Below are 17,108 nucleotides of genomic sequence, written 5' to 3'. Positions count from 1 at the left end.
AGTAAAGGTTAGGCCGCGAGGGCCTGGGCTCGGTATTCGGCCGGGCTCAGGCCCTTGAGCGTGGTGGAGATGCGGCTGGTGTTGTACCAGTCGATGTAGTCGTGCAGTTCCGTGGTGAAGTCCTCGACGTTGTCGAACCTGTTGTGGTGAAACAGTTCTTCCTTCAGGTGGCCGAAGAAGTTCTCGGCGATGGCGTTGTCCAGGCAGGTGGCCCGCCGCGACATCGACTGGGTCAGGCCCGCGTCGTCCAGCATGGTGCGCCAGGAGGCGTGCTGGTACTGAAAGCCCTGGTCGGAGTGCACCAGCGGCGCGGCCCCCGCGGGCAAGGTGGCGATCGCCTCGCGCAGCGAGGAGTTCGTCAGCTCCAGCGACGGGGACAGACCGCAGGCGTAGGCCACCACGGACCGGTCGAACAGGTCGATCACCGGTGACAGGTAGAGCGTGCGACCCGCGATGCGGAACTCGGTCACGTCGGTGACCCACTTGGTGTCCGGTGCCGCCGCGGTGAACTCGCGGTTGAGCACGTTCTCGGCAGTCGTGCCAGGCTGCCCGAGCCAGGACCGGTACCGCCGCGCCCGCCGGACCTTGCAGACCAGGCCGAGGGCGTTCATCAGCGTGCGCACGGTCTTCTTGGCCACCCGCCAGCCCTGGCGGACCAGCAACGTGTGGATCCGCCGATGCCCGTAGCGGCCACGAGCCGCGTTGAACACCTCGGTGATCACGGCCTTGAGTCCGGCCTGCGGATCGGGCCGGGTGAGCCGGGCCCGGTGGTAGAAGTACGTCGACCGGGCAAGACCCGCGACCTCCAGCAGCACCGGCAGCGGGTAGTCGGCCTTGAGAGCGGCGATGACCTGGGTTTTCACCCTCGTCCCTGCTCCCTCAAGGCCCGCAATTTTTTTAGGTAGGCATTCTCCGCCGACAGCCGCAGGTTCTCGGCCCGCAGCTGTTCCAGCTCGCTTGGCCCAGCAGTGTCCGCGGCCTTCGCAGGCCGGCCTTTCGGCTTGGGCCGCAACGCTTCCTCGCCTTCACGCCGATACGCCCGTGCCCAGTTCACGACCAGTCTGGGCGAGGACAGCCCGTACTCCCGCGCCAGCTCGATCGCGGTCGCCTCCTCCGCGACGAACCGGCGCACGATCTCGAGCTTGAACTCGAACGTGAACGACCGCTTGCCCGTCATCGCCACCAACGCTCCTGGGCCTCGCAGCCTCCAACGATCATGCAAGCGTCGCACCGCCGTCGCAGACACACCCAGCCGGGTCACCACCACGGCTCTGCCGTATCCGGCCTCGAACAACGCCACAGCGGCCTCCCGCCGCTCCCACGACAACGAACTTGGTGGATGCACCACACCACTCCCCGAGAGTCGGAACTGGATTCCCAGTCCAACTTCCGGGGCGCAGTTCAGTTTATGAAGGCTCCCCTCATAACTTGGCCGCGGGAGCGCGAACGTCAAGATCAAAGCAGCGTGTTGACTATCTGCAGACCCTTAGCGCGCGAACTGGAACCAGTTCACGTTCGCCAGGTCACCACCCGTACCGCCGGTGGCCACCAGGTAGAGCCGGTGCACACCCGTCGCGCCGGACGCGGTGGCGGTGCGGCTGGTCCACGTCTGCCAGCCGCCCGTGCTCGCCGCCGAGACGGTCGCGACCAGCGGGCCGGTCGGGCTGTCGAGGCGGAACTGCAGGGTGCCGTTCGCCGTCGAGCCGGACGCGAGACGCGTGGTCACCGAGGCCGGCGGCGTGGCACCGAAGTCGACGTCCGCGTAGGCCACGTAGTCGCCCGGCGTCAGGTAGCCGACGTTCTGCCCGCAGCCCGAGTCGGTGCACCGCTCGACCTGCGTGCCGCGCTGCTCGTCGAAGTACGAGGCACCGATCAGCGCGTAGGCGTTCTGCGTCGCGGGGAACTGGGTGCCGAAGCCGTACGGGAACAGCGGTGCCTTGCCGTCGCCGACGTTGATCGGCTGCTGCGAGGCGCTCTGCATCCACGTGAACGGCAGCGTGCCGGTCGGCTTGTAGTCGCCGAACAGGACGTCCGCGACGCCGTTGCCCTCGGTGCCCGGCAGCCAGGCGGCGACCAGGGCGTGCCACTGCGGCAGTTGCGCCGCGATGTCCAGCGGGCGGCCGGACACGAGCACCACCACGACCGGGACACCGGTGGCGCGCAGGGTGTTCAGGGTCGCGATGTCCTCGGCGTCGAGACCGAGACTGCCGGGCCGGTCACCCGCGCCCTCGGTGTACGGGGTCTCGCCGACGACGGCGATCGCGGCGCTGTACGTGCCGTCGATGCCGGTGCCGTTGCGGTTGTACGTCACCGTGGTGGACGACGACACGGCCGAGCGGATACCTTGCAGCACAGTGGTTCCCGGCGTCACCGGACCGCTGCCGCCCTGCCAGGAGATCGTCCAGCCGCCGCTCTGGTAGCCGATGTCGTCCGCGCTCTTGCCCGCCACGAAGATCTTGCCGGCGGTCTTGGGCAGCGGCAGCACGCCGTTCTGGTTCTTCAACAGCACCTGCGACTTGCGCACGGCCTCGCGGGCCAGCGCGCGGTGCTCCGCGTTGCCCACGGTCGGCGTGTAGCCGCGGTCGGTCAGCGGCTTCTCGAACAGGCCGAGCTCGAACTTCTTGGTGAGGATACGGCGGTTGGCGTCGTCGATGCGCGACATCGGCACGCGGCCGACCTGCACCTCCTGCTTGAGGAACGTGATGAACTGACGCCACGCCGTCGGCACCATGATCATGTCGAGGCCGGCGTTGATCGAGTCGCGCACCTCGGCGGCGGTGAAGCCCGCCTGGCCGTCGATCTGGTCGATGGCGTTCCAGTCCGACACGACGAGGCCGCTGAAGCCGAGCTCGTTCTTCAGCACGTCGGTGATCAGGTACTTGTGCCCGTGCAGCTTCACGCCGTTCCAGCTGCTGTAGGTGATCATCACCGAGCCGACGCCCTTGGCGATGGCGTCGCGGAACGGCGGCAGGTGCGTCGCGCGCAGTTCGGCCTCGCTGACCTGCGTGTTGCCCTGGTCGGTGCCGTTGGTCGTGCCGCCGTCGCCGATGTAGTGCTTGGCCGTGGCGAGCACCGAACCGGGGTCCGACAGCTTCGAACCCTGAAGGCCGGTGATCATCGTCGTCATCGACGTGGCGTCCTGGGGCGTCTCGCCGAACGACTCGTAGGTGCGGCCCCAGCGGTCGTTGCGCGCGACGCACAGGCACGGCGCGAAGTCCCAGTCGATGCCGGTGCCCGACACCTCCTCGGCGGTGGCGCGGCCGATCCGCTGCACCAGCGCAGGGTCACGCGTCGCACCCAGGCCGATGTTGTGCGGGAAGATCGTGGCACCGACGACATTGTTGTGGCCGTGCACGGCGTCCACGCCGTAGATCATGGGAATGCCCAGCGGCGTGGCGATCGCCGCGCGCTGGAAGTTGTCGTACATGTTCGCCCACGACGTGGCGTTGTTCGGTGAGGGCGCGGAACCGCCACCGGACAGCAGCGACCCGATCCGGAAGTTCGTCAGGTCGGCATTGCTGACCGCGTTGCGCTCGGCCTGCGTCATCTGCCCGACCTTCTCGTCGAGCGACATGCGGCCCAGCAGATCGGCGACCCTCGCCGGAATCGGCTGCGTCGGGTCCTTGTAGACCGGGTCGGCCGCGGCGGCCGTTCCGGTGGGCAAAACGGCGGCACTGAGCAGAAGTGCGGCCGCGAGGAACTTTCTCACAGGGCAGACCTCCAGGGGGAGAGGTCCTGTTTACCTTGCGGCACAACAGGGTTGGCCGAGCGTAACCTGTGTTCACAAAGTGGTATAGACCATCGGGGAACCGGAACGAGGACCGGTTCCCCTCACGGCGCTAGCGACACCAGGACTGCACGGTCTCCGCGAAGCCGAGAAACTCCGCCCGTGCGGCGGCCAGCACCTCGGCGGGCGTGCGCGGCTCGATCCCGGAGTACTTCTCCGCGACGGCACGCAGCGCCTCGTGCGGCACACCGCTGTCCGACCCGAACTCGACGGCCTCCTGCGGCCCCACACCACCCGCGAGCAACCACAGGAACTCGCCCAGACTCGTCGCGACGGGCCCGACCTCACCCTCCGAGCCGAAGAACATGACGGGCTGCGCGGTCAACGGCCCCTCCCGCACCAGCCACAGCACGGCGAGCCCACCGGTGCCGTCCTGCCCGAACGGCCGGAACGCGTCGCCGTCCAGCTCCTTGTTGCCGGTCCACGACCGGATCCAGTCGGTCGTCTCCTCGGCGGAGTCGAACTCCTGGTACGGCTCGTAGTCCATGTTGCCCGGCAAGGGCTCGTCGGCCTTCTCGTCGTACTCCCAGGGGAAGTCGATGCCGCTCAGTGCGGCCAGCGCGGCGGGGAAGTCCCGGTCGTCAGTGATCTCCACGCGCGCACGGTACTTCAACAGATCGGCCTCGGGCGGCGTCTTGGGCGCAGGAGAGGAGTCCGACATGCCAATGCCCAGATGGTGGGGCCACATCAACAAACGCGTGTTCAACCCTCACGCGATCAAGAGCGGCAAGTGGGCGGTGCTCACGCACGTGGGCCGCAGTTCCGGCTTGCCCTACCGGACACCGATGGAGGCGCACCCGGTCGACGGCGGCTATCTGGTCTTCCTGGTCTACGGGTCCGGCTCGGACTGGGTCCGCAACGTCATGGCCGCCGGGCAGGCCCGGCTCACGATCGCCGGCGAGGACGTCGACGTGACGGCACCGCGCGTGGTCGGTGAGGCGGAGGCGTTCGCGGCACTGGCCGAGGACGTGAAGCGGCCGCCGAAGCCGCTCCGCATCAAGGAGTTCCTGCGGATGGACGTGGTGCGGTAGTGACGTGCGGGGTGGACGTGCTGCGCCTCAGTCCTCGTGGGTGGTGGCGAGCTTGCCCAGGGCGAGCCTGTTGGTCAGCCCCGTCTTGGTCAGCAGGCTCGACACGTGCTTCTCCACCGTCCGCCGCGACAGGTACAGCTGAGCCGCGATCTCGTTGTTCGCGAGCCGGGCGCCGAGCAGCCGCAGCACCTCGTACTCCCGCACGGTGACGCCCGCGAGCCGCAGTTCGTCCGGCACCTCGTCGACCCCGGACCGCCGTTGGGTGACCCGCACGCCCATCAACCGCAGTTGGGCCCGGCAGGCGCCGGCCTCGGTGACGCGCCGCGGGCCCAGGTGGCGCCCGCCACACGGCGGCGCGTCCTTCGACCCGGCCGCCGTCGAGGAGTACGTGCGCTGCTTCTCCGACTGGCCGCGATCGCCGCGTTCTGTTCGGACTACCGCGCCGCAGCGGGGGTCGACCTGGAACACGACAGCGCGAGTGGGGTGATCGAGGCGCCGCTGCTCGCGTTGTGGGGTGAGCACAGCTTCGTCGGCCGTCACTACGACGTCTTGGACGTGTGGCGGGAGTATGCGTGGGATGTGCGTGGTGAGGCGTTGTCGTGTGACCACTACCTGCCGGAGGAACGGCCGGACGAGGTTGCGGCGGCGTTGAGGGATTTCTTTCGGTCCTGACTTGCAACCGGTGCCCTGGTACGGGTTTACCGTCGAGTCATGAGCGAGACCTGGGCGCCCGAGGCGTGCACGTTGCCGACGGCGGAGAGACCGTTCCGCGTGGCCGAGTTCGACGAGCTGTTCGCCTCTGGCGTGCGCCACCGTCCAGAGAGGACGCGACTGGTGCTGGAGCTGGAGCCACGGCCGGAGGTCGCTGCCCGCGCGGCGGATCTGGCGGTGCGGGAGACGGGCTGCTGCTCGTTCTTCACGTTCGAGCTCACGGCGACCCGCGGTGCCCTGAGCCTGGCGATCACGGTGCCGGAGTCGCAGGCCGAGGTGCTCGACGCGCTGGCGGCGAGGTGAACGCGCTGCGCACGGGTGAGGTGGCCGAGGCGGCCGGGGTGAACCGGGAGACTCTGCGCTACTACGAGCGCGTCGGCCTGCTCGCACGGCCGGAGCGTTCGCCGGGCGGCCATCGGCTGTACCCGCGCGAGACCGTGACGGTGCTCCGGGTGATCAAGGCCGCGCAGCGGCTCGGGTTCACCCTGGAGGAGGTGGCCGACCTGCTCTCCGCCGGCTCCCGTCGCCCTGGCCTGCGGGAACGCGCCGAGGTGAAGCTCGGTGAGGTCGAGGCGAGGATCGAGGACCTGGTGGTCGTCCGCGACACGCTGCGGGCGGCGATCTCCGCCGGGTGCGACGACCTGGTCGCCTGCTCGCACACGCCGTCCTGCCCGCTGCCGTTCGCCGGCGGGATACCGTCCTGATCATCTGATCGGGAGGGGTGCGGTGCCGGGGTTCGTCGCGGGCGTGGAACGCCACCAGGTCGCCGTCTACCTCGGTGCACTGGCCGCCGGCGGGCTGGCCGGGTGGGCCGCACCAGGCGCGGGGCCGACGCTCGAACACGCCATCAACCCCGTGCTGGCAGTCCTGCTGTACGTGACGTTCCTGCAGGTGCCGGTGGCCGAGCTGGGGCGTTCGCTGCGGGCGGGCAGGTTTCTCGGAGCCGCGCTCGTTGTGAACTTCGTGGTGGTGCCGTTGGTGGTGGCCGCGATGTTCACGTTCCTGCCCGCTGATCAGGCCGTGCGGCTGGGTGTGCTGCTGGTGCTGCTCACGCCGTGCGTCGACTACGTGATCGTGTTCAGCGGGCTGGCGGGCGGTGCCAACCAGCGGTTGCTCGCGGCCACGCCGTTGCTGCTCATCGCGCAGATGGTGCTGCTGCCCGCATATCTGCTGCTGTTCCTCGGCTCTGACCTGGAAGTCGAGCCCGGCCCGTTCGTCGAGGCGTTCGTCGTGCTGATCGCGATCCCGCTGACGCTGGCGTGGCTCACCCAGGCGTTCGCGGGGCGGTTCGTCGAAGCGATCAGCACGTCCATGGTGCCGTTGATGGCCGCGACGCTGTTCGCGGTGGTGGCGTCGCAGGTACCGAGGCTCGGTGACGACCTGCCGCAGGTCGTGCGGGTGGTGCCGTTCTACGTGGTCTTCCTGGTCGTCATGGCGTTCGCCGGGACCGCCGTCGCCCGGTCGTTCCGCCTGGACGTGCCGGAACGGCGCGCGATCGTGTTCACGGGAGCCACGCGGAACTCGCTGGTCGTGCTGCCGCTCGCGCTGGCGTTGCCGGGGGAGGTCGCCGCCGTGGTCGTGGTGACGCAGACGCTGGTCGAGGTGGTCGGCATGGTCATCTACGTGCGGGTCGTGCCGCGGCTGGTGCCGTGACGCGTTCGGCCAGCACCTGCCAGCCGGCGCTCAGGTCGCGCACCAGCCGGGACGGGTCGGGCGTGTCCTCCGGCGCCTGCAGGTAGAGCAGGACCGGGCCCTCCAGTGCGGCGACGAGCTGCAGGGCGAGTGTGCCGGTGCGCGCGTCGTCCGGGCAGGCCTCGGTCAGGAGCATCTGGACGTGGAACAGCGACGGACTCTCGCCGGGGACCGGTTGGGTGACGTCCAGCGCGGCACGGGCCAGCGCGGTGTGCTCGACGAGGAACTCGAGCCTGGCCCGCCCGAACGCGACCAGTCGCTGTACCGGTGGTGCGCCGGGCCCCAGAGGTGCGGGCCCGGCCATCACCCGGTGCTGGAAGCGCTTCTCCTCCTCGTCGAACAACGCGTGGAAGATGCCCGCGCGGGTGCGGAAGCGGCGGAACACCGTGCCCTTGCCGAGTCCGGCGCGCTCGGCGAGGCCGTCCATCGTGACGTTGCAGGCGCCGAGTTCGGCGACCATCTCTCGGGCGACGTCGAGCAGGTGGGCGCGGTTGCGCGCGGCGTCGGCCCGTTCCAGAGGTACGGGCTGCACGGGGTTATGCCTGCTGCGAGGCGAGCTGACGGTCGCGCAGCGGGGCGAGCGCGCTGCTCCAGGCGACGAGCTCGTCGAACAGGGTGTTCAGCGTGGCCACCTGGAAGTCGGACGGGTGGAACTCGGTGTAGTTCGTGAACTCGGTGAACATCGACAGCGACACGCTGGTGCGCACGTCGGCGAGCTTCAGTTCACCCGCGACGAGGCGGAGGTGCTCCACGGCCCGTGCACCGCCGACACCGCCGTACGACACGAAGCCGACTGCCTTGTTGTTCCACTCGGCGAACAGGTAGTCGATCGCGTTCTTCAGCACGCCGGACGTGGAGTGGTTGTACTCGGGCGTGACCATGATGAAGCCGTCGAACTCGGCGATCTTGGCCGACCACGCCTTGGTGTGCTCGTGCTGGTACTGCTGGAGCATCGGGGGCATCGGCTCGTCGAGGTGGGGCAGCGGGAAGTCCTTGAGGTCGACCAGCTCGAACGTCGCGTCGTCGCGCTTCTCCGCGTGCTCGAGGACCCACCTGGCGACCTGCTCGCCGTTCCGGCCGGGGCGGGTGCTGCCGATGATGATTCCGATGTGCGTCATGTCCTGAAGTCCTTTGCCGCGCTTAGTCCGAGGTAAGTGGACCGTACCCCGCTTTCGTAAATGGACTCTACCCCGCTTGTGCAGGGCTGGTTCGGTGCCGTGAGTCACAACAGCGGTCTTCTACGATGAGCCGATGAGGTGCGGCTGGGGGCTGCGGTGGCCGGATGCCGTGTTGTGGGTGGCCCTGGCGGCGCCGCTGGTGCTGGGGACGACGGTGGAGCTGGTCGCCGGCCTGGTCCTGCTCACCGCCGCCGTGCTGCTCTTCCGCAGGTTCCCGGTGTGGACGCTGTGCGCGCTCGTGGCCGCCGCGCTGGTGCTGGCGCCGACCGTGACGAACCCACCGTGGCTCTGGCCCCTCGCAGCCGGGGTGTTCGGGCTCTACGACTGGTTCGTGCTGGTGCTGGTCGTGGTGCTGGGCCCGTGGCTGCTGGGCCGGTACCCGCGGCTGCGCGCCGAGCTCGCGGGGGTGGGTCTGGAGCGGGCGGCTCTGCTGGAACGGGCGCGGATCGCACGGGACATGCCCTACCGGACGTTCCTGCCCGCGGTCCTCGTCGGCGCCACGGGCTGGTGCGCGCTGCACATCGGTCTCGGCGCGGCGGTGGGGGAGACCGCCCGGCGGGTCGAGAAGCTCGTCGGCACGGGCAGCATGATCGCGGCCGTCGCCGTGGTCGTCGTGCTGCCCGCGCAGGCGGTCAGGAATCGAGAAGCATCGGTCCGGGGGTGGCGCCTAGCGTTTCCGGCATGACCTCATTCGACGCGATCACCCTCGAAGTGGCCGACCTCGCGGCCGCCGAACGCTTCTACGCCAACGCTTTCGGGCTCGGCTCCCGGCTGCGCCTGCAGGAGACGCAGGAGCCGGCCACCGGTTTCCGCGGCTTCACCCTGTCCCTCACGGTGGCGCAGCCCGCCGACGTCGACCTCCTGCTCGGCGGCGCGATCGACGCCGGTGCGACCGTGCTCAAGCCCGCCGGGAAGTCGATGTGGGGCTACGGCGGCGTCGTGCAGGCACCGGACGGCACCATCTGGAAGGTCGCGACCTCGGCGAAGAAGAACTCAGGACCGGCCACCGGACGGATCGAGGACGTCGTGCTGCTGCTCGGTGCCACGGACATCGTCGCGAGCAAGCAGTGCTACCTCGACCAGGGCTTCACCGTCGAGAAGAGCTTCGGCCGCATGTACGTGCAGTTCGCCGCGGCCGGTCAGGTCAAGCTGGGGCTGTACCGGCGGCGTGCGCTCGCCAAGGACGCCGGGGTGCCGCCGGAGGGTTCGGGATCGCACCGGATCGTGATGAACGGCGCCGGCCGGTTCGTCGACCCGGACGGCTTCGCGTGGACGTCAGGGCAGCCGGCCGGCCAGCTCGGCGCGTGAGCGGATGCCGAGCTTCGTGTAGACCTTGCGCAGGTGGTACTCGATCGTCTTCGGGCTCAGGAACAGGGCGGCGGCGACCTCGCGGGTGGTCTTGCCCTCCGCGAGCAGGAGTGAGACCTGCAACTCCTGCGGTGTAAGGGTTTCACCCGGTGCGCGACGTTTGATCGTCTCACCCGTCGCGCCGACCTCCACCGCGGCGAGGTCCGCCCAGCGGGTCGCACGCAGGTTCTCGAACGTCTCCAGCGCGGCGTGCAGGTGCGGCCGGGCGTCCACGCGGCGCCGGGCACGGCGCAGGCGGGCACCGTAGGCGAGCCGGGTGCGGGCGGTCTCGAAGTCGTCCAAAGTCCTTGCATGGAAACGCAAAGAGGCTTCGAAGTGGGCGTCGAAGTCCGGGGCGAGCACGCCGAGGGTCCGCTCGGCGCGTCCCATCGCCCACGGCTGGCCCTTCGCCTCTGCTGCGGAGTGGTAGCGCCGTGCGAGCCGCCAGGCGTCCTCGGCGCGTCCCAACCGGACCAGCGCGTCGGTCAGCTCGGGCGCGGGGGACAGGTCCGGGTCGGTGAGCTGGAGGTCGTCGAGCAGCGTGGCGAGCTCTTCCAGGTGCGCCAACGCCTTCTGCGGATCGCCGAGCCCCAGTTCCAGCTCTCCCAGCGCGAACAACGACCAGACCCGTCCGATGTGGATGTCGCGGGACCGGCAGATGGGCAGCGCCTCCGCCACGAGCGCACGGCACTGCTCCTCGTCGCCCAGCCGGGCGCGCAGCCAGGCGAGCCCGGCGAGACACATGGCGAGGTCGGTCTCCTGGCCGGTCTCCCTGGCCAGCCGGGTGGCCTCGTCGTAGGTCGCCTCGGCGCGGACCCACTGGTTCGTCGTGGCCTCGTCCCGTGCGACGTGGAACAGCAAGGCGGGCAACGTGCCCACGGCCGCCTCCGCCCGTGCGTCCGCCACGATGCGGCGCAGGTCCGCGCCGGAGTCGGCGTCCCGCAGGAACAGCGGGCCGATCATCAGCCAGGACAGTCTGCGGCGGTCCTCGCGCAGCAGCCCGGAGGCGAGCAGGCCCACCGCGGTCCGGATCTGCTCGGCGCCGCCGAGGTTGGCGAGGACGCGGGCCACACCGGCCGCCATCTGACCGAGGCCTCGCGCCCTGGGCGTGGTCACGTGGCCGAGCAGCGCTTCGATCTCGTGGGCCAGCTCGACCCCGGTCGTGGTGTCACCCAGGTAGAAGCAGGCGTTGACGGCGTCGGCCAGCAGGACCACGGCCGAGTCGGCGTCGCCGGACCGCCCGGCCGCGAGCCGGCAGAGGTCACGTGCCTCGGTCAGCGAACCGGTACGCGCCGCGATCGCCGCCCGCAGCTCGACGGCCCGCAGATGGCTGCCACCCACCTCGTCGAGCAACGAGACGGACCGCAGCGTCTCGCCGGCCAGCCACGCCGACTCCGCCGCCGCGACGCACAACGAGGCGTGCCGCCCCACCTCCGGGCTGAGCCGCGCGGCACGCTCGTACGCGGCCGCCGCCACGTCGTGCGCGCTGCGGTCGTGGGCCCGGGCCGCCGCCCGCACCAGCAGGTCGGTGACCTGGGCGTCCGGCCCGACCGCGGCCTCGGCCAGGTGCCACGCGTGACGGTCGGCGTCGTGCGGCCCGACGGCCTCGGCCACCGCGCGGTGGATCGACCTGCGGTCCAGGACGTCTCCGTACACGGCCGAGCGGATCAGCGGATGCCGGAACTCCACGCGGCCGTCGGACAGTACGACCAGCCCGGCGCCCTCGGCCTCGGCCAGCGCGTCGACGTCCACCCCGAGCACGCGGCAGGTGCCGGCTACCACGCGCAGGTCGTTGCCCGCCACCGAGGCCACGGCCAGCGCCGCCCGCCCGGCCGCGCTCAGCGAACGTGCCTGCGCGGCGAACTCGTGCGCCAGGGCCGCCGACACGGGAAGCGGCGCCTCGGGTGACGCGTGCTCCAGCCTGCGGCCGGCCAGCTCGATCAACGCGAGCGGGTTCCCGGCCGTCGCCCGGTGCAGCCGTGCGATCAGCTCGGGCGACACGGGCGTGGCGGACCGGCTCGACACCAGGTCGCCCGCCGCGGCCAGGTCGATGCCGGACAGCGCCAGCGCGGGCAGCGGCGGGTCCGGCGTGCGGGTGGTCGCCAGCAGCACGATCGGGTCGGCGTCGAGCCGCCGCGCCGCGAAGGCCAGCGCGTCCGCGGAGGGGCGGTCGACCAGGTGCAGGTCGTCCAGCAGCACCGCCAGCGGCCGTTGCTCGGCGAAGCGGCACAGCAGGCTCAGCGTGGCGGCGCCGACCGCGAACCGGTCGATCGCGGGACCGGAGGCCAGGGCCAGCGCCACGGACAACGCCTGCGCCTGGGGAGCGGGGATCTCCGCGAGACGGCCGAGGGCCGGCCGCAGCACCTGGTGCAGCGCGCCGAACGGGATCTCGCGCTCCTGCTCGCTGCCCGCGGCCTGCAGCACCGTCATGCCGGTCGCGCACCCGGCCGCGAACCGCAGCAGCGCGGTCTTGCCGACACCGGGCTCGCCGGTGATCGCGAGAGCGCCGCCGTGGCCGAGCCGGGCGCTCGCGACGAGCCGCTCGACCTGACGACGCTCGGACTCGCGTCCCATCAGCACACGGGGGAGTGTAAGCAGACCTCCACCGACTAGGTGGGGCACCTGATGCGGCTGTCCCGTTGGCGCTCATAGGTTCCGACCCTCGACAGGAGGGAAGAGCAGATGACCACGACAAGACCCGAGGTGGACACGGACAAGCTCATGGAGTTCGTGTTCCGCGCCGTCGGCGAGGTGGGCGCGACGCTCAACGCCGCGCTCGTCGTCATGGGCGACAAGCTCGGCTACTACCGCGCGATGGCGTCCGGCGACCCGATCAGCCCCGCCGAGCTCGCTGACCGCACGGGCACCGCCGAGCCGTACGCACGGGAGTGGCTCAACGCCCAGGCGGCCGGCGGTTACGTGACCTACGACGCCGGGACCAGCGCTTATGCGCTGCCGATCGAGCACGCGGTGGCGTTGACGGTCGAGGACAGCCCCGCGTTCCTGCCGGGCATGTTCCAGATCGCGCTGGGCACCGTCCACGACGCCGGACGGGTGCTGGACGCGGCCCGCAGCGGGTCCGGGGTGGGCTGGCACGAGCACAACACCGACGTGCACGTCGGCTGCGAGCGGTTCTTCCGGCCCAACTACGCGGCGAACCTGATCGAGGGCTGGCTGCCCGCGCTCGACGGCGTGACCGCGAAGCTCCAGGCCGGTGCGAGGGTCGCCGACGTCGGCTGTGGCCACGGGGCATCGACAATCCTGATGGCACAGGCGTTCCCCGGCTCCACCTTCGTCGGGTCGGACTACCACCCCGAGTCGATCCGGACCGCCCGCGAACGGGCCGCGGCCGCCGGGGTCGGTGACCGGGTGACGTTCGAGGTCGCGTCGGCCAAGGACTTCAGCGGCACGGGCTACGACCTCGTGACCATGTTCGACTGCCTGCACGACATGGGCGACCCGGTCGGGGCGGCCAAGCACGTCCGGGAGGCGGTGGCGGCCGACGGCACGTGGATGATCGTCGAACCGATGGCAGGTGACCACGTCGAGGACAACCTCAACCCCGTGGGCCGCACCTACTACGGCTTCTCCACGCTGCTGTGCACGCCGGCCTCGCTGTCGCAGGACGTCGGTCTCGCGCTCGGCACGCAGGCAGGGCCCGCGCGGATCCGCGACGTCGCGGTGGCCGGCGGGTTCACCCGGTTCGCCGGGGTGGCGCAGACCCCGTTCAACCAGGTCCTCGAAGTCCGGCCGTGACCAGCGAGCCGCGCCCTGTGCGCGAGGCGGATCGGGAGGGACACGCCGAACGCGCCGGGGTGCGGCTCGCGTTCCGGGTCTACGACAACCCCGGCAGGCCGACGGTGCTGCTGATGCCGACCTGGTCGATCGTGCCGTCGAGGTTCTGGAAGGCACAGGTTCCCTTCCTGGCAAGGCACTTCCGCGTGGTCACCTTCGACGGGCGGGGGAGTGGCGACTCGGACCGTCCGGCGGGTGCGGAGTCCTATGTGGACAAGGAGTACGCGGCGGACGCGATTGCGGTCATGAACGCCACGGACACCCGTAGCGCTGTGCTGGTGGCGTTGTCGCGCGGGGACGCCTGGTCGGTGCTCGCTGCCGCGCACCACCCGGAGCGGGTCTCCGGCATCGTCGCGATCGGCCCGGCCAGCGGGTCGCTCATCGGTGTGCAGGAACAGGAGAAGCAGGCCTGGGAGTCGGCCGAGGGCAAGTACAACAGGGGGTACTGGCTCGACGGGGGCTACGACGACTTCACGGAGTGGTTCTTCGCGAGGATGTTCGCCGAACCTCACTCCACCAAGCAGATCGAGGACGCCGTGCGGTGGGCGCACGAGATCGACCCCGCCACGCTGGTGGACACCACGGCCGGGCGGCTGGCCTCCGAGTCGATCGAGGACGACTGCCGCAAGGTCCGGTGCCCGGTGCTGGTGATCCACGGGAAGAACGACCTGATCCGCCCGCACGCCATCGGGGAACGCCTCGCCGAGCTCACCGGCGGGTCGCTCGTGCTGATCGACGACGCGGGCCACGGGGTGCACGCCCGTGAGCCGGTGCGGATCACCCTGCTGATCAAGGAGTTCGTCGAGCGCGTCCACCCCGTGCCCCGGCGCACGATGGCTCCGCGAGTTCGGCCGCCGCGGGCGTTGTACCTGAGCTCACCGATCGGTCTCGGCCATGCCCGGCGTGACCTCGCCATCGCCTCCGAGCTGCGCAAACTGCATCCGCGCCTGCAGATCGACTGGCTTGCGCAGCACCCCGTCACCGAGGTGCTCGGACCGGCGGGGGAGCGGATCCACCCGGCCTCCGCGTGGCTCGCGAACGAGTCGGCGCACATCGAGGACGACGCGGGCGAGCACGACCTGCACGTGTTCGAGGCGTTCCGGCGCCTGGACGCGGTGCTGGTCAACAACTTCATGGTGTTCAACGACGTCCTCGACGACGAGCCGTACGACCTGGTGATCGGCGACGAGGCCTGGGACGTCGACCACTTCCTGCACGAGAACCCCGCGCTGAAGCGGTTCTCGTTCGCCTGGCTGACGGACTTCGTCGGCTGGCTCCCGATGCCGGACGGCGGCGCGCGAGAGCAACGCCTGACCGCCGACTACAACCTGGAGATGATCGAGCAACGAGAACGCCTGCGGCGCGTGCGCGACCGTTCGGTGTTCGTCGGCAACCCGGACGACGTGGTCTCCCTGCCGTTCGGCGAGGGCCTGCCCGCGATTCGCGAGTGGACGGAGCAGAACTTCGACTTCTCCGGCTACGCAACGGGATTCGGCCCGCCGGGCGAACACGAGCGCGAGGCGGTGCGCAGGAGGCTCGGGGTTCGGGAGGGCGAGAAGCTGTGCGTGGTCACGGTCGGTGGCTCCGGGGTGGGGGAGTCGCTGCTGCGGCGGGTGCTGGACGCCGTGCCCGCCGCGGTGAAACGGGTGCCAGGACTGAGGTTCCTCGTCGTCACCGGCCCTCGCATCGACCCGGCCTCACTGCCGGGCCGTCCCGGTGTCGAGATCCGCGGCTACCTGCCGGACCTGCCGGGGCACCTCGCCGCGTGCGACCTGGCGGTGGTGCAGGGCGGCCTGACCACGTGCATGGAGCTGACCGCGGCCAGACGCCCGTTCCTCTTCGTGCCGTTGCGCCATCACTTCGAGCAGAACATCCACGTCCGGCACCGGCTCGAACGCTACGGAGCGGGCCGGTGCATGTCCTACGAGGACGTCGCGGACCGGGAGGTCCTGGCCGCCGCCATCGCCGAGGAGATCGGCAGGGAGGTCGGCTACCGCGCGGTCGAGTCCGACGGCGCCTCGCGGGCCGCCTCCCTGCTGGCCGAGCTGCTCTGAGGATCAGCCCTGCGCACGGTCGTCGGCCGCCGCGGTCTGGGTCAGCACGGCGACCGTCTGCTCCAGGCCGCGCTGCACCTCGTCGCCGTGCGCCTCCCGCACGCTGTGCAGGCTCACCGTGATGCGCGACCGTCCCGGCGCGACCTCCTCGACCTGGAGTTCGCCGTGGTAGTCGTCCGGGCCCTCGGCGCCCCACTCGAGCGTCCGCCGCCCGGCGTCCGGCCGCACCCACGCCTCACTCTCGACGTGGTGGCCGTGCACCTCGGCCTCCACGTGCACCTGCTCACCGCCCTCGGGCTCGGCCGCGGTCATCTGCGGGAAGTAGCGCGGCAGGTTCCGCGGCTCGGCCAGGAAGCCGAACAGCGTGTCGGCAGGGATGTCCGCCTCAGCTGTGTGCGTGTACGTCGTCATGAGGTTCCGGGTACCCGGCCTTCCGGTCCACGAACACGTCCAGCGTCTTCGCCGCGTGCTCGTGCCATCCGCGCTGGTCCCGCCGGAACACCGGGAAGACGAACGCCCCGCCGACGTACAGCGCCACGACGACCAGGTCCCACCAGCCGATGCCGATCAACGGCGACACGACGGTCGCGTAGGCCATGAAGCCGGTGAGGCCGAGCAGTTCACGCAGCGCGAGCTGGAACGGGTTGGCCCGCGATCCGTCCAGGGCGCGGATCCGGTAGTGCAGGAGGATCCCGCCGATCGTCATCCCGTTCGCCGCGGCCGGCAGCACCACGCGGAACGCCACGAGCACGCAGACGGCCCACAACGGGTTCGACTGCAGCACCAGCTTGGCGATCACGATCACCAGCACGAGCTCGGAGATCAGGCCGAGGATCCGGCGCGGCACGGTGACGGTGCCGTCCGGAGCGGCCGCCTCGTCGGACGAGAGCACCCTGGGCACCACGAACGCGGCCGGCGCCATCATCCAGCCCAGCAGGCCGCCGAAGGTGTTCGAGATCAGGTCGTCCACGTCGGCGATGCGGTACGGGCAAGGGTAGAAACCGAGGTTGCCGGTGTACTGCACGACCTCGATGGCCAGCGACAGTCCCAGACCGATGGCGATGACGGCGAGCGGCCCCTTGCCGTACGCCTTGCGCAGCACCACGCCCAGCGGCACGAACAACGCGACGTTGAAGAGCTGCTGCAGGAACGCCTGCGACTTCACCATGGCGAGCACACCGGAACGCCCGTTGGCCGCCATGTTGTTGCTCATGTCGGTCACCCACTGGAACGGGACCGTGGACAGCATCTTGTCGCCCGTGCACAGGTTCGCCACGTCGGACGGGAACGGCAGGAAGATCAGTGCCAGCGCCACCAGCCCGTAGGCCAGCAGGCCGTAGAGCACGAACGCGCGGCGCGGCTCGACCCTCCGGAACCGGAAGTAGTGCAACAGGACCAGGGGAACGAGGACCAGCAACCCGACACCCACGAACGCCAGGAAACCGGTTCGGGCGGTTTCCCAGTACGACGCCATCATGAGCGATCCAATGCCCGCTCACCCCGCCCGCCAAAC

Annotated in this window: 19 protein-coding genes and 2 pseudogenes; 9 read left to right on the top strand and 12 right to left on the bottom strand. The window is 70.5% G+C overall.

The genetic code is table 11. The annotated features are described in order from the left end of the window. Nucleotides 1-8: 8 nt before the first annotated feature. From ACSHWB_RS41880 to ACSHWB_RS41855, 6 genes and pseudogenes are all read right to left on the bottom strand, one after another. Complete coding sequence (locus tag ACSHWB_RS41880) at nucleotides 9-863, bottom strand: IS3 family transposase (RefSeq protein WP_439657403.1); 855 nt, start codon at nucleotides 861-863, stop codon at nucleotides 9-11. Next, on the bottom strand, nucleotides 860-1,177 hold the full coding sequence (locus ACSHWB_RS41875; protein ID WP_439664721.1) for a transposase: 318 nt from the start codon (nucleotides 1,175-1,177) through the stop codon (nucleotides 860-862). The genes ACSHWB_RS41880 and ACSHWB_RS41875 overlap by 4 nt, the downstream gene beginning before the upstream one ends. A gap of 18 nt (nucleotides 1,178-1,195) precedes the next feature. Then, nucleotides 1,196-1,345, bottom strand: a pseudogene (locus ACSHWB_RS41870) (helix-turn-helix domain-containing protein); the annotation flags it as partial. 141 nt (nucleotides 1,346-1,486) lie between these two features. After that, nucleotides 1,487-1,873, bottom strand: a complete 387-nt coding sequence (locus ACSHWB_RS41865; RefSeq protein WP_439664767.1) for a carbohydrate-binding protein — start codon at nucleotides 1,871-1,873, stop codon at nucleotides 1,487-1,489. Nucleotides 1,874-1,900: 27 nt separating this feature from the next. Then, nucleotides 1,901-3,709 (bottom strand): annotated as a pseudogene (locus tag ACSHWB_RS41860) (glycoside hydrolase family 3 protein); the annotation flags it as partial. Nucleotides 3,710-3,839: 130 nt separating this feature from the next. Next, on the bottom strand, nucleotides 3,840-4,382 hold the full coding sequence (locus tag ACSHWB_RS41855) for an SMI1/KNR4 family protein (protein ID WP_439658867.1): 543 nt from the start codon (nucleotides 4,380-4,382) through the stop codon (nucleotides 3,840-3,842). Between the two features lie 64 nt (nucleotides 4,383-4,446). On the opposite strand from ACSHWB_RS41855, the gene ACSHWB_RS41850 reads away from it, so the two are divergent. Then, nucleotides 4,447-4,818 (top strand): nitroreductase family deazaflavin-dependent oxidoreductase, encoded by a 372-nt coding sequence (locus ACSHWB_RS41850; protein WP_439658866.1) that lies wholly within the window; start codon nucleotides 4,447-4,449, stop codon nucleotides 4,816-4,818. A 27-nt stretch (nucleotides 4,819-4,845) separates the two neighbouring features. Here the strand turns inward: ACSHWB_RS41850 and ACSHWB_RS41845 are convergent, their stop codons facing one another. Then, nucleotides 4,846-5,286 carry a response regulator transcription factor gene (locus ACSHWB_RS41845; RefSeq protein ID WP_439658865.1) on the bottom strand — a complete coding sequence of 147 codons (441 nt, stop codon included), beginning with the start codon at nucleotides 5,284-5,286 and terminating at the stop codon, nucleotides 4,846-4,848. A 15-nt stretch (nucleotides 5,287-5,301) separates the two neighbouring features. Here ACSHWB_RS41845 and ACSHWB_RS41840 point away from each other — a divergent pair, with 15 nt between their 5' ends. Genes ACSHWB_RS41840 through ACSHWB_RS41825 form a run of 4 tightly spaced genes read left to right on the top strand, consistent with a single transcriptional unit; the run spans nucleotide 5,302 to nucleotide 7,182 of the window. Continuing rightward, nucleotides 5,302-5,490, top strand: a complete 189-nt coding sequence (locus tag ACSHWB_RS41840; protein ID WP_439658864.1) for an alpha/beta fold hydrolase — start codon at nucleotides 5,302-5,304, stop codon at nucleotides 5,488-5,490. A 39-nt stretch (nucleotides 5,491-5,529) separates the two neighbouring features. Then, on the top strand, nucleotides 5,530-5,832 hold the full coding sequence (locus tag ACSHWB_RS41835; RefSeq protein ID WP_439658863.1) for a hypothetical protein: 303 nt from the start codon (nucleotides 5,530-5,532) through the stop codon (nucleotides 5,830-5,832). Then, complete coding sequence (locus ACSHWB_RS41830; RefSeq protein WP_439658862.1) at nucleotides 5,829-6,233, top strand: MerR family transcriptional regulator; 405 nt, start codon at nucleotides 5,829-5,831, stop codon at nucleotides 6,231-6,233. Before ACSHWB_RS41835 ends, ACSHWB_RS41830 begins: the two co-directional genes overlap by 4 nt. Nucleotides 6,234-6,255: 22 nt before the next feature. Next, nucleotides 6,256-7,182, top strand: a complete 927-nt coding sequence (locus ACSHWB_RS41825) for an arsenic resistance protein (protein ID WP_439658861.1) — start codon at nucleotides 6,256-6,258, stop codon at nucleotides 7,180-7,182. Here ACSHWB_RS41825 and ACSHWB_RS41820 read toward each other — a convergent pair. Continuing rightward, nucleotides 7,145-7,753 (bottom strand): TetR/AcrR family transcriptional regulator, encoded by a 609-nt coding sequence (locus ACSHWB_RS41820; protein ID WP_439658860.1) that lies wholly within the window; start codon nucleotides 7,751-7,753, stop codon nucleotides 7,145-7,147. The two genes, ACSHWB_RS41825 and ACSHWB_RS41820, sit on opposite strands and share 38 nt — an antisense overlap. A 4-nt stretch (nucleotides 7,754-7,757) precedes the next feature. Continuing rightward, nucleotides 7,758-8,339 (bottom strand): NADPH-dependent FMN reductase, encoded by a 582-nt coding sequence (locus ACSHWB_RS41815; protein ID WP_439658859.1) that lies wholly within the window; start codon nucleotides 8,337-8,339, stop codon nucleotides 7,758-7,760. A gap of 133 nt (nucleotides 8,340-8,472) precedes the next feature. Between ACSHWB_RS41815 and ACSHWB_RS41810 the strand changes: the two genes are divergently transcribed. Both ACSHWB_RS41810 and ACSHWB_RS41805 read left to right on the top strand, forming a co-directional pair. Next, nucleotides 8,473-9,084 (top strand): hypothetical protein, encoded by a 612-nt coding sequence (locus tag ACSHWB_RS41810; RefSeq protein ID WP_439658858.1) that lies wholly within the window; start codon nucleotides 8,473-8,475, stop codon nucleotides 9,082-9,084. Continuing rightward, nucleotides 9,081-9,707, top strand: a complete 627-nt coding sequence (locus ACSHWB_RS41805) for a glyoxalase (protein ID WP_439658857.1) — start codon at nucleotides 9,081-9,083, stop codon at nucleotides 9,705-9,707. The genes ACSHWB_RS41810 and ACSHWB_RS41805 overlap by 4 nt, the downstream gene beginning before the upstream one ends. Here ACSHWB_RS41805 and ACSHWB_RS41800 read toward each other — a convergent pair. Further along, nucleotides 9,675-12,320: a helix-turn-helix transcriptional regulator gene (locus ACSHWB_RS41800; protein ID WP_439664766.1), complete on the bottom strand. Its 2,646-nt coding sequence runs from the start codon at nucleotides 12,318-12,320 to the stop codon at nucleotides 9,675-9,677. The genes ACSHWB_RS41805 and ACSHWB_RS41800 overlap by 33 nt on opposite strands. A 108-nt stretch (nucleotides 12,321-12,428) precedes the next feature. On the opposite strand from ACSHWB_RS41800, the gene ACSHWB_RS41795 reads away from it, so the two are divergent. Both ACSHWB_RS41795 and ACSHWB_RS41790 read left to right on the top strand, forming a co-directional pair. Continuing rightward, nucleotides 12,429-13,502 (top strand): class I SAM-dependent methyltransferase, encoded by a 1,074-nt coding sequence (locus ACSHWB_RS41795; protein WP_439658856.1) that lies wholly within the window; start codon nucleotides 12,429-12,431, stop codon nucleotides 13,500-13,502. Beyond that, entirely contained in the window at nucleotides 13,499-15,595 is a 2,097-nt protein-coding gene (locus ACSHWB_RS41790) for an alpha/beta fold hydrolase (protein ID WP_439658855.1), read from the top strand. Before ACSHWB_RS41795 ends, ACSHWB_RS41790 begins: the two co-directional genes overlap by 4 nt. Before the next feature lie 3 nt (nucleotides 15,596-15,598). On the opposite strand, the gene ACSHWB_RS41785 is transcribed toward ACSHWB_RS41790, so the two are convergent. Both ACSHWB_RS41785 and ACSHWB_RS41780 read right to left on the bottom strand, forming a co-directional pair. Further along, on the bottom strand, nucleotides 15,599-16,006 hold the full coding sequence (locus tag ACSHWB_RS41785; RefSeq protein ID WP_439658854.1) for an SRPBCC family protein: 408 nt from the start codon (nucleotides 16,004-16,006) through the stop codon (nucleotides 15,599-15,601). Next, nucleotides 15,981-17,072 carry a VanZ family protein gene (locus ACSHWB_RS41780; RefSeq protein ID WP_439658853.1) on the bottom strand — a complete coding sequence of 364 codons (1,092 nt, stop codon included), beginning with the start codon at nucleotides 17,070-17,072 and terminating at the stop codon, nucleotides 15,981-15,983. Before ACSHWB_RS41780 ends, ACSHWB_RS41785 begins: the two co-directional genes overlap by 26 nt. Nucleotides 17,073-17,108 lie beyond the last annotated feature (36 nt).

The sequence above is a fragment of the Lentzea sp. HUAS TT2 genome (genome assembly GCF_051853195.1).
GTDB lineage: Bacteria > Actinomycetota > Actinomycetes > Mycobacteriales > Pseudonocardiaceae > Lentzea.
The sequence above is the reverse complement of the archived record's forward strand: the minus strand, read 5'-3'. Positions and strand labels throughout refer to the sequence as shown.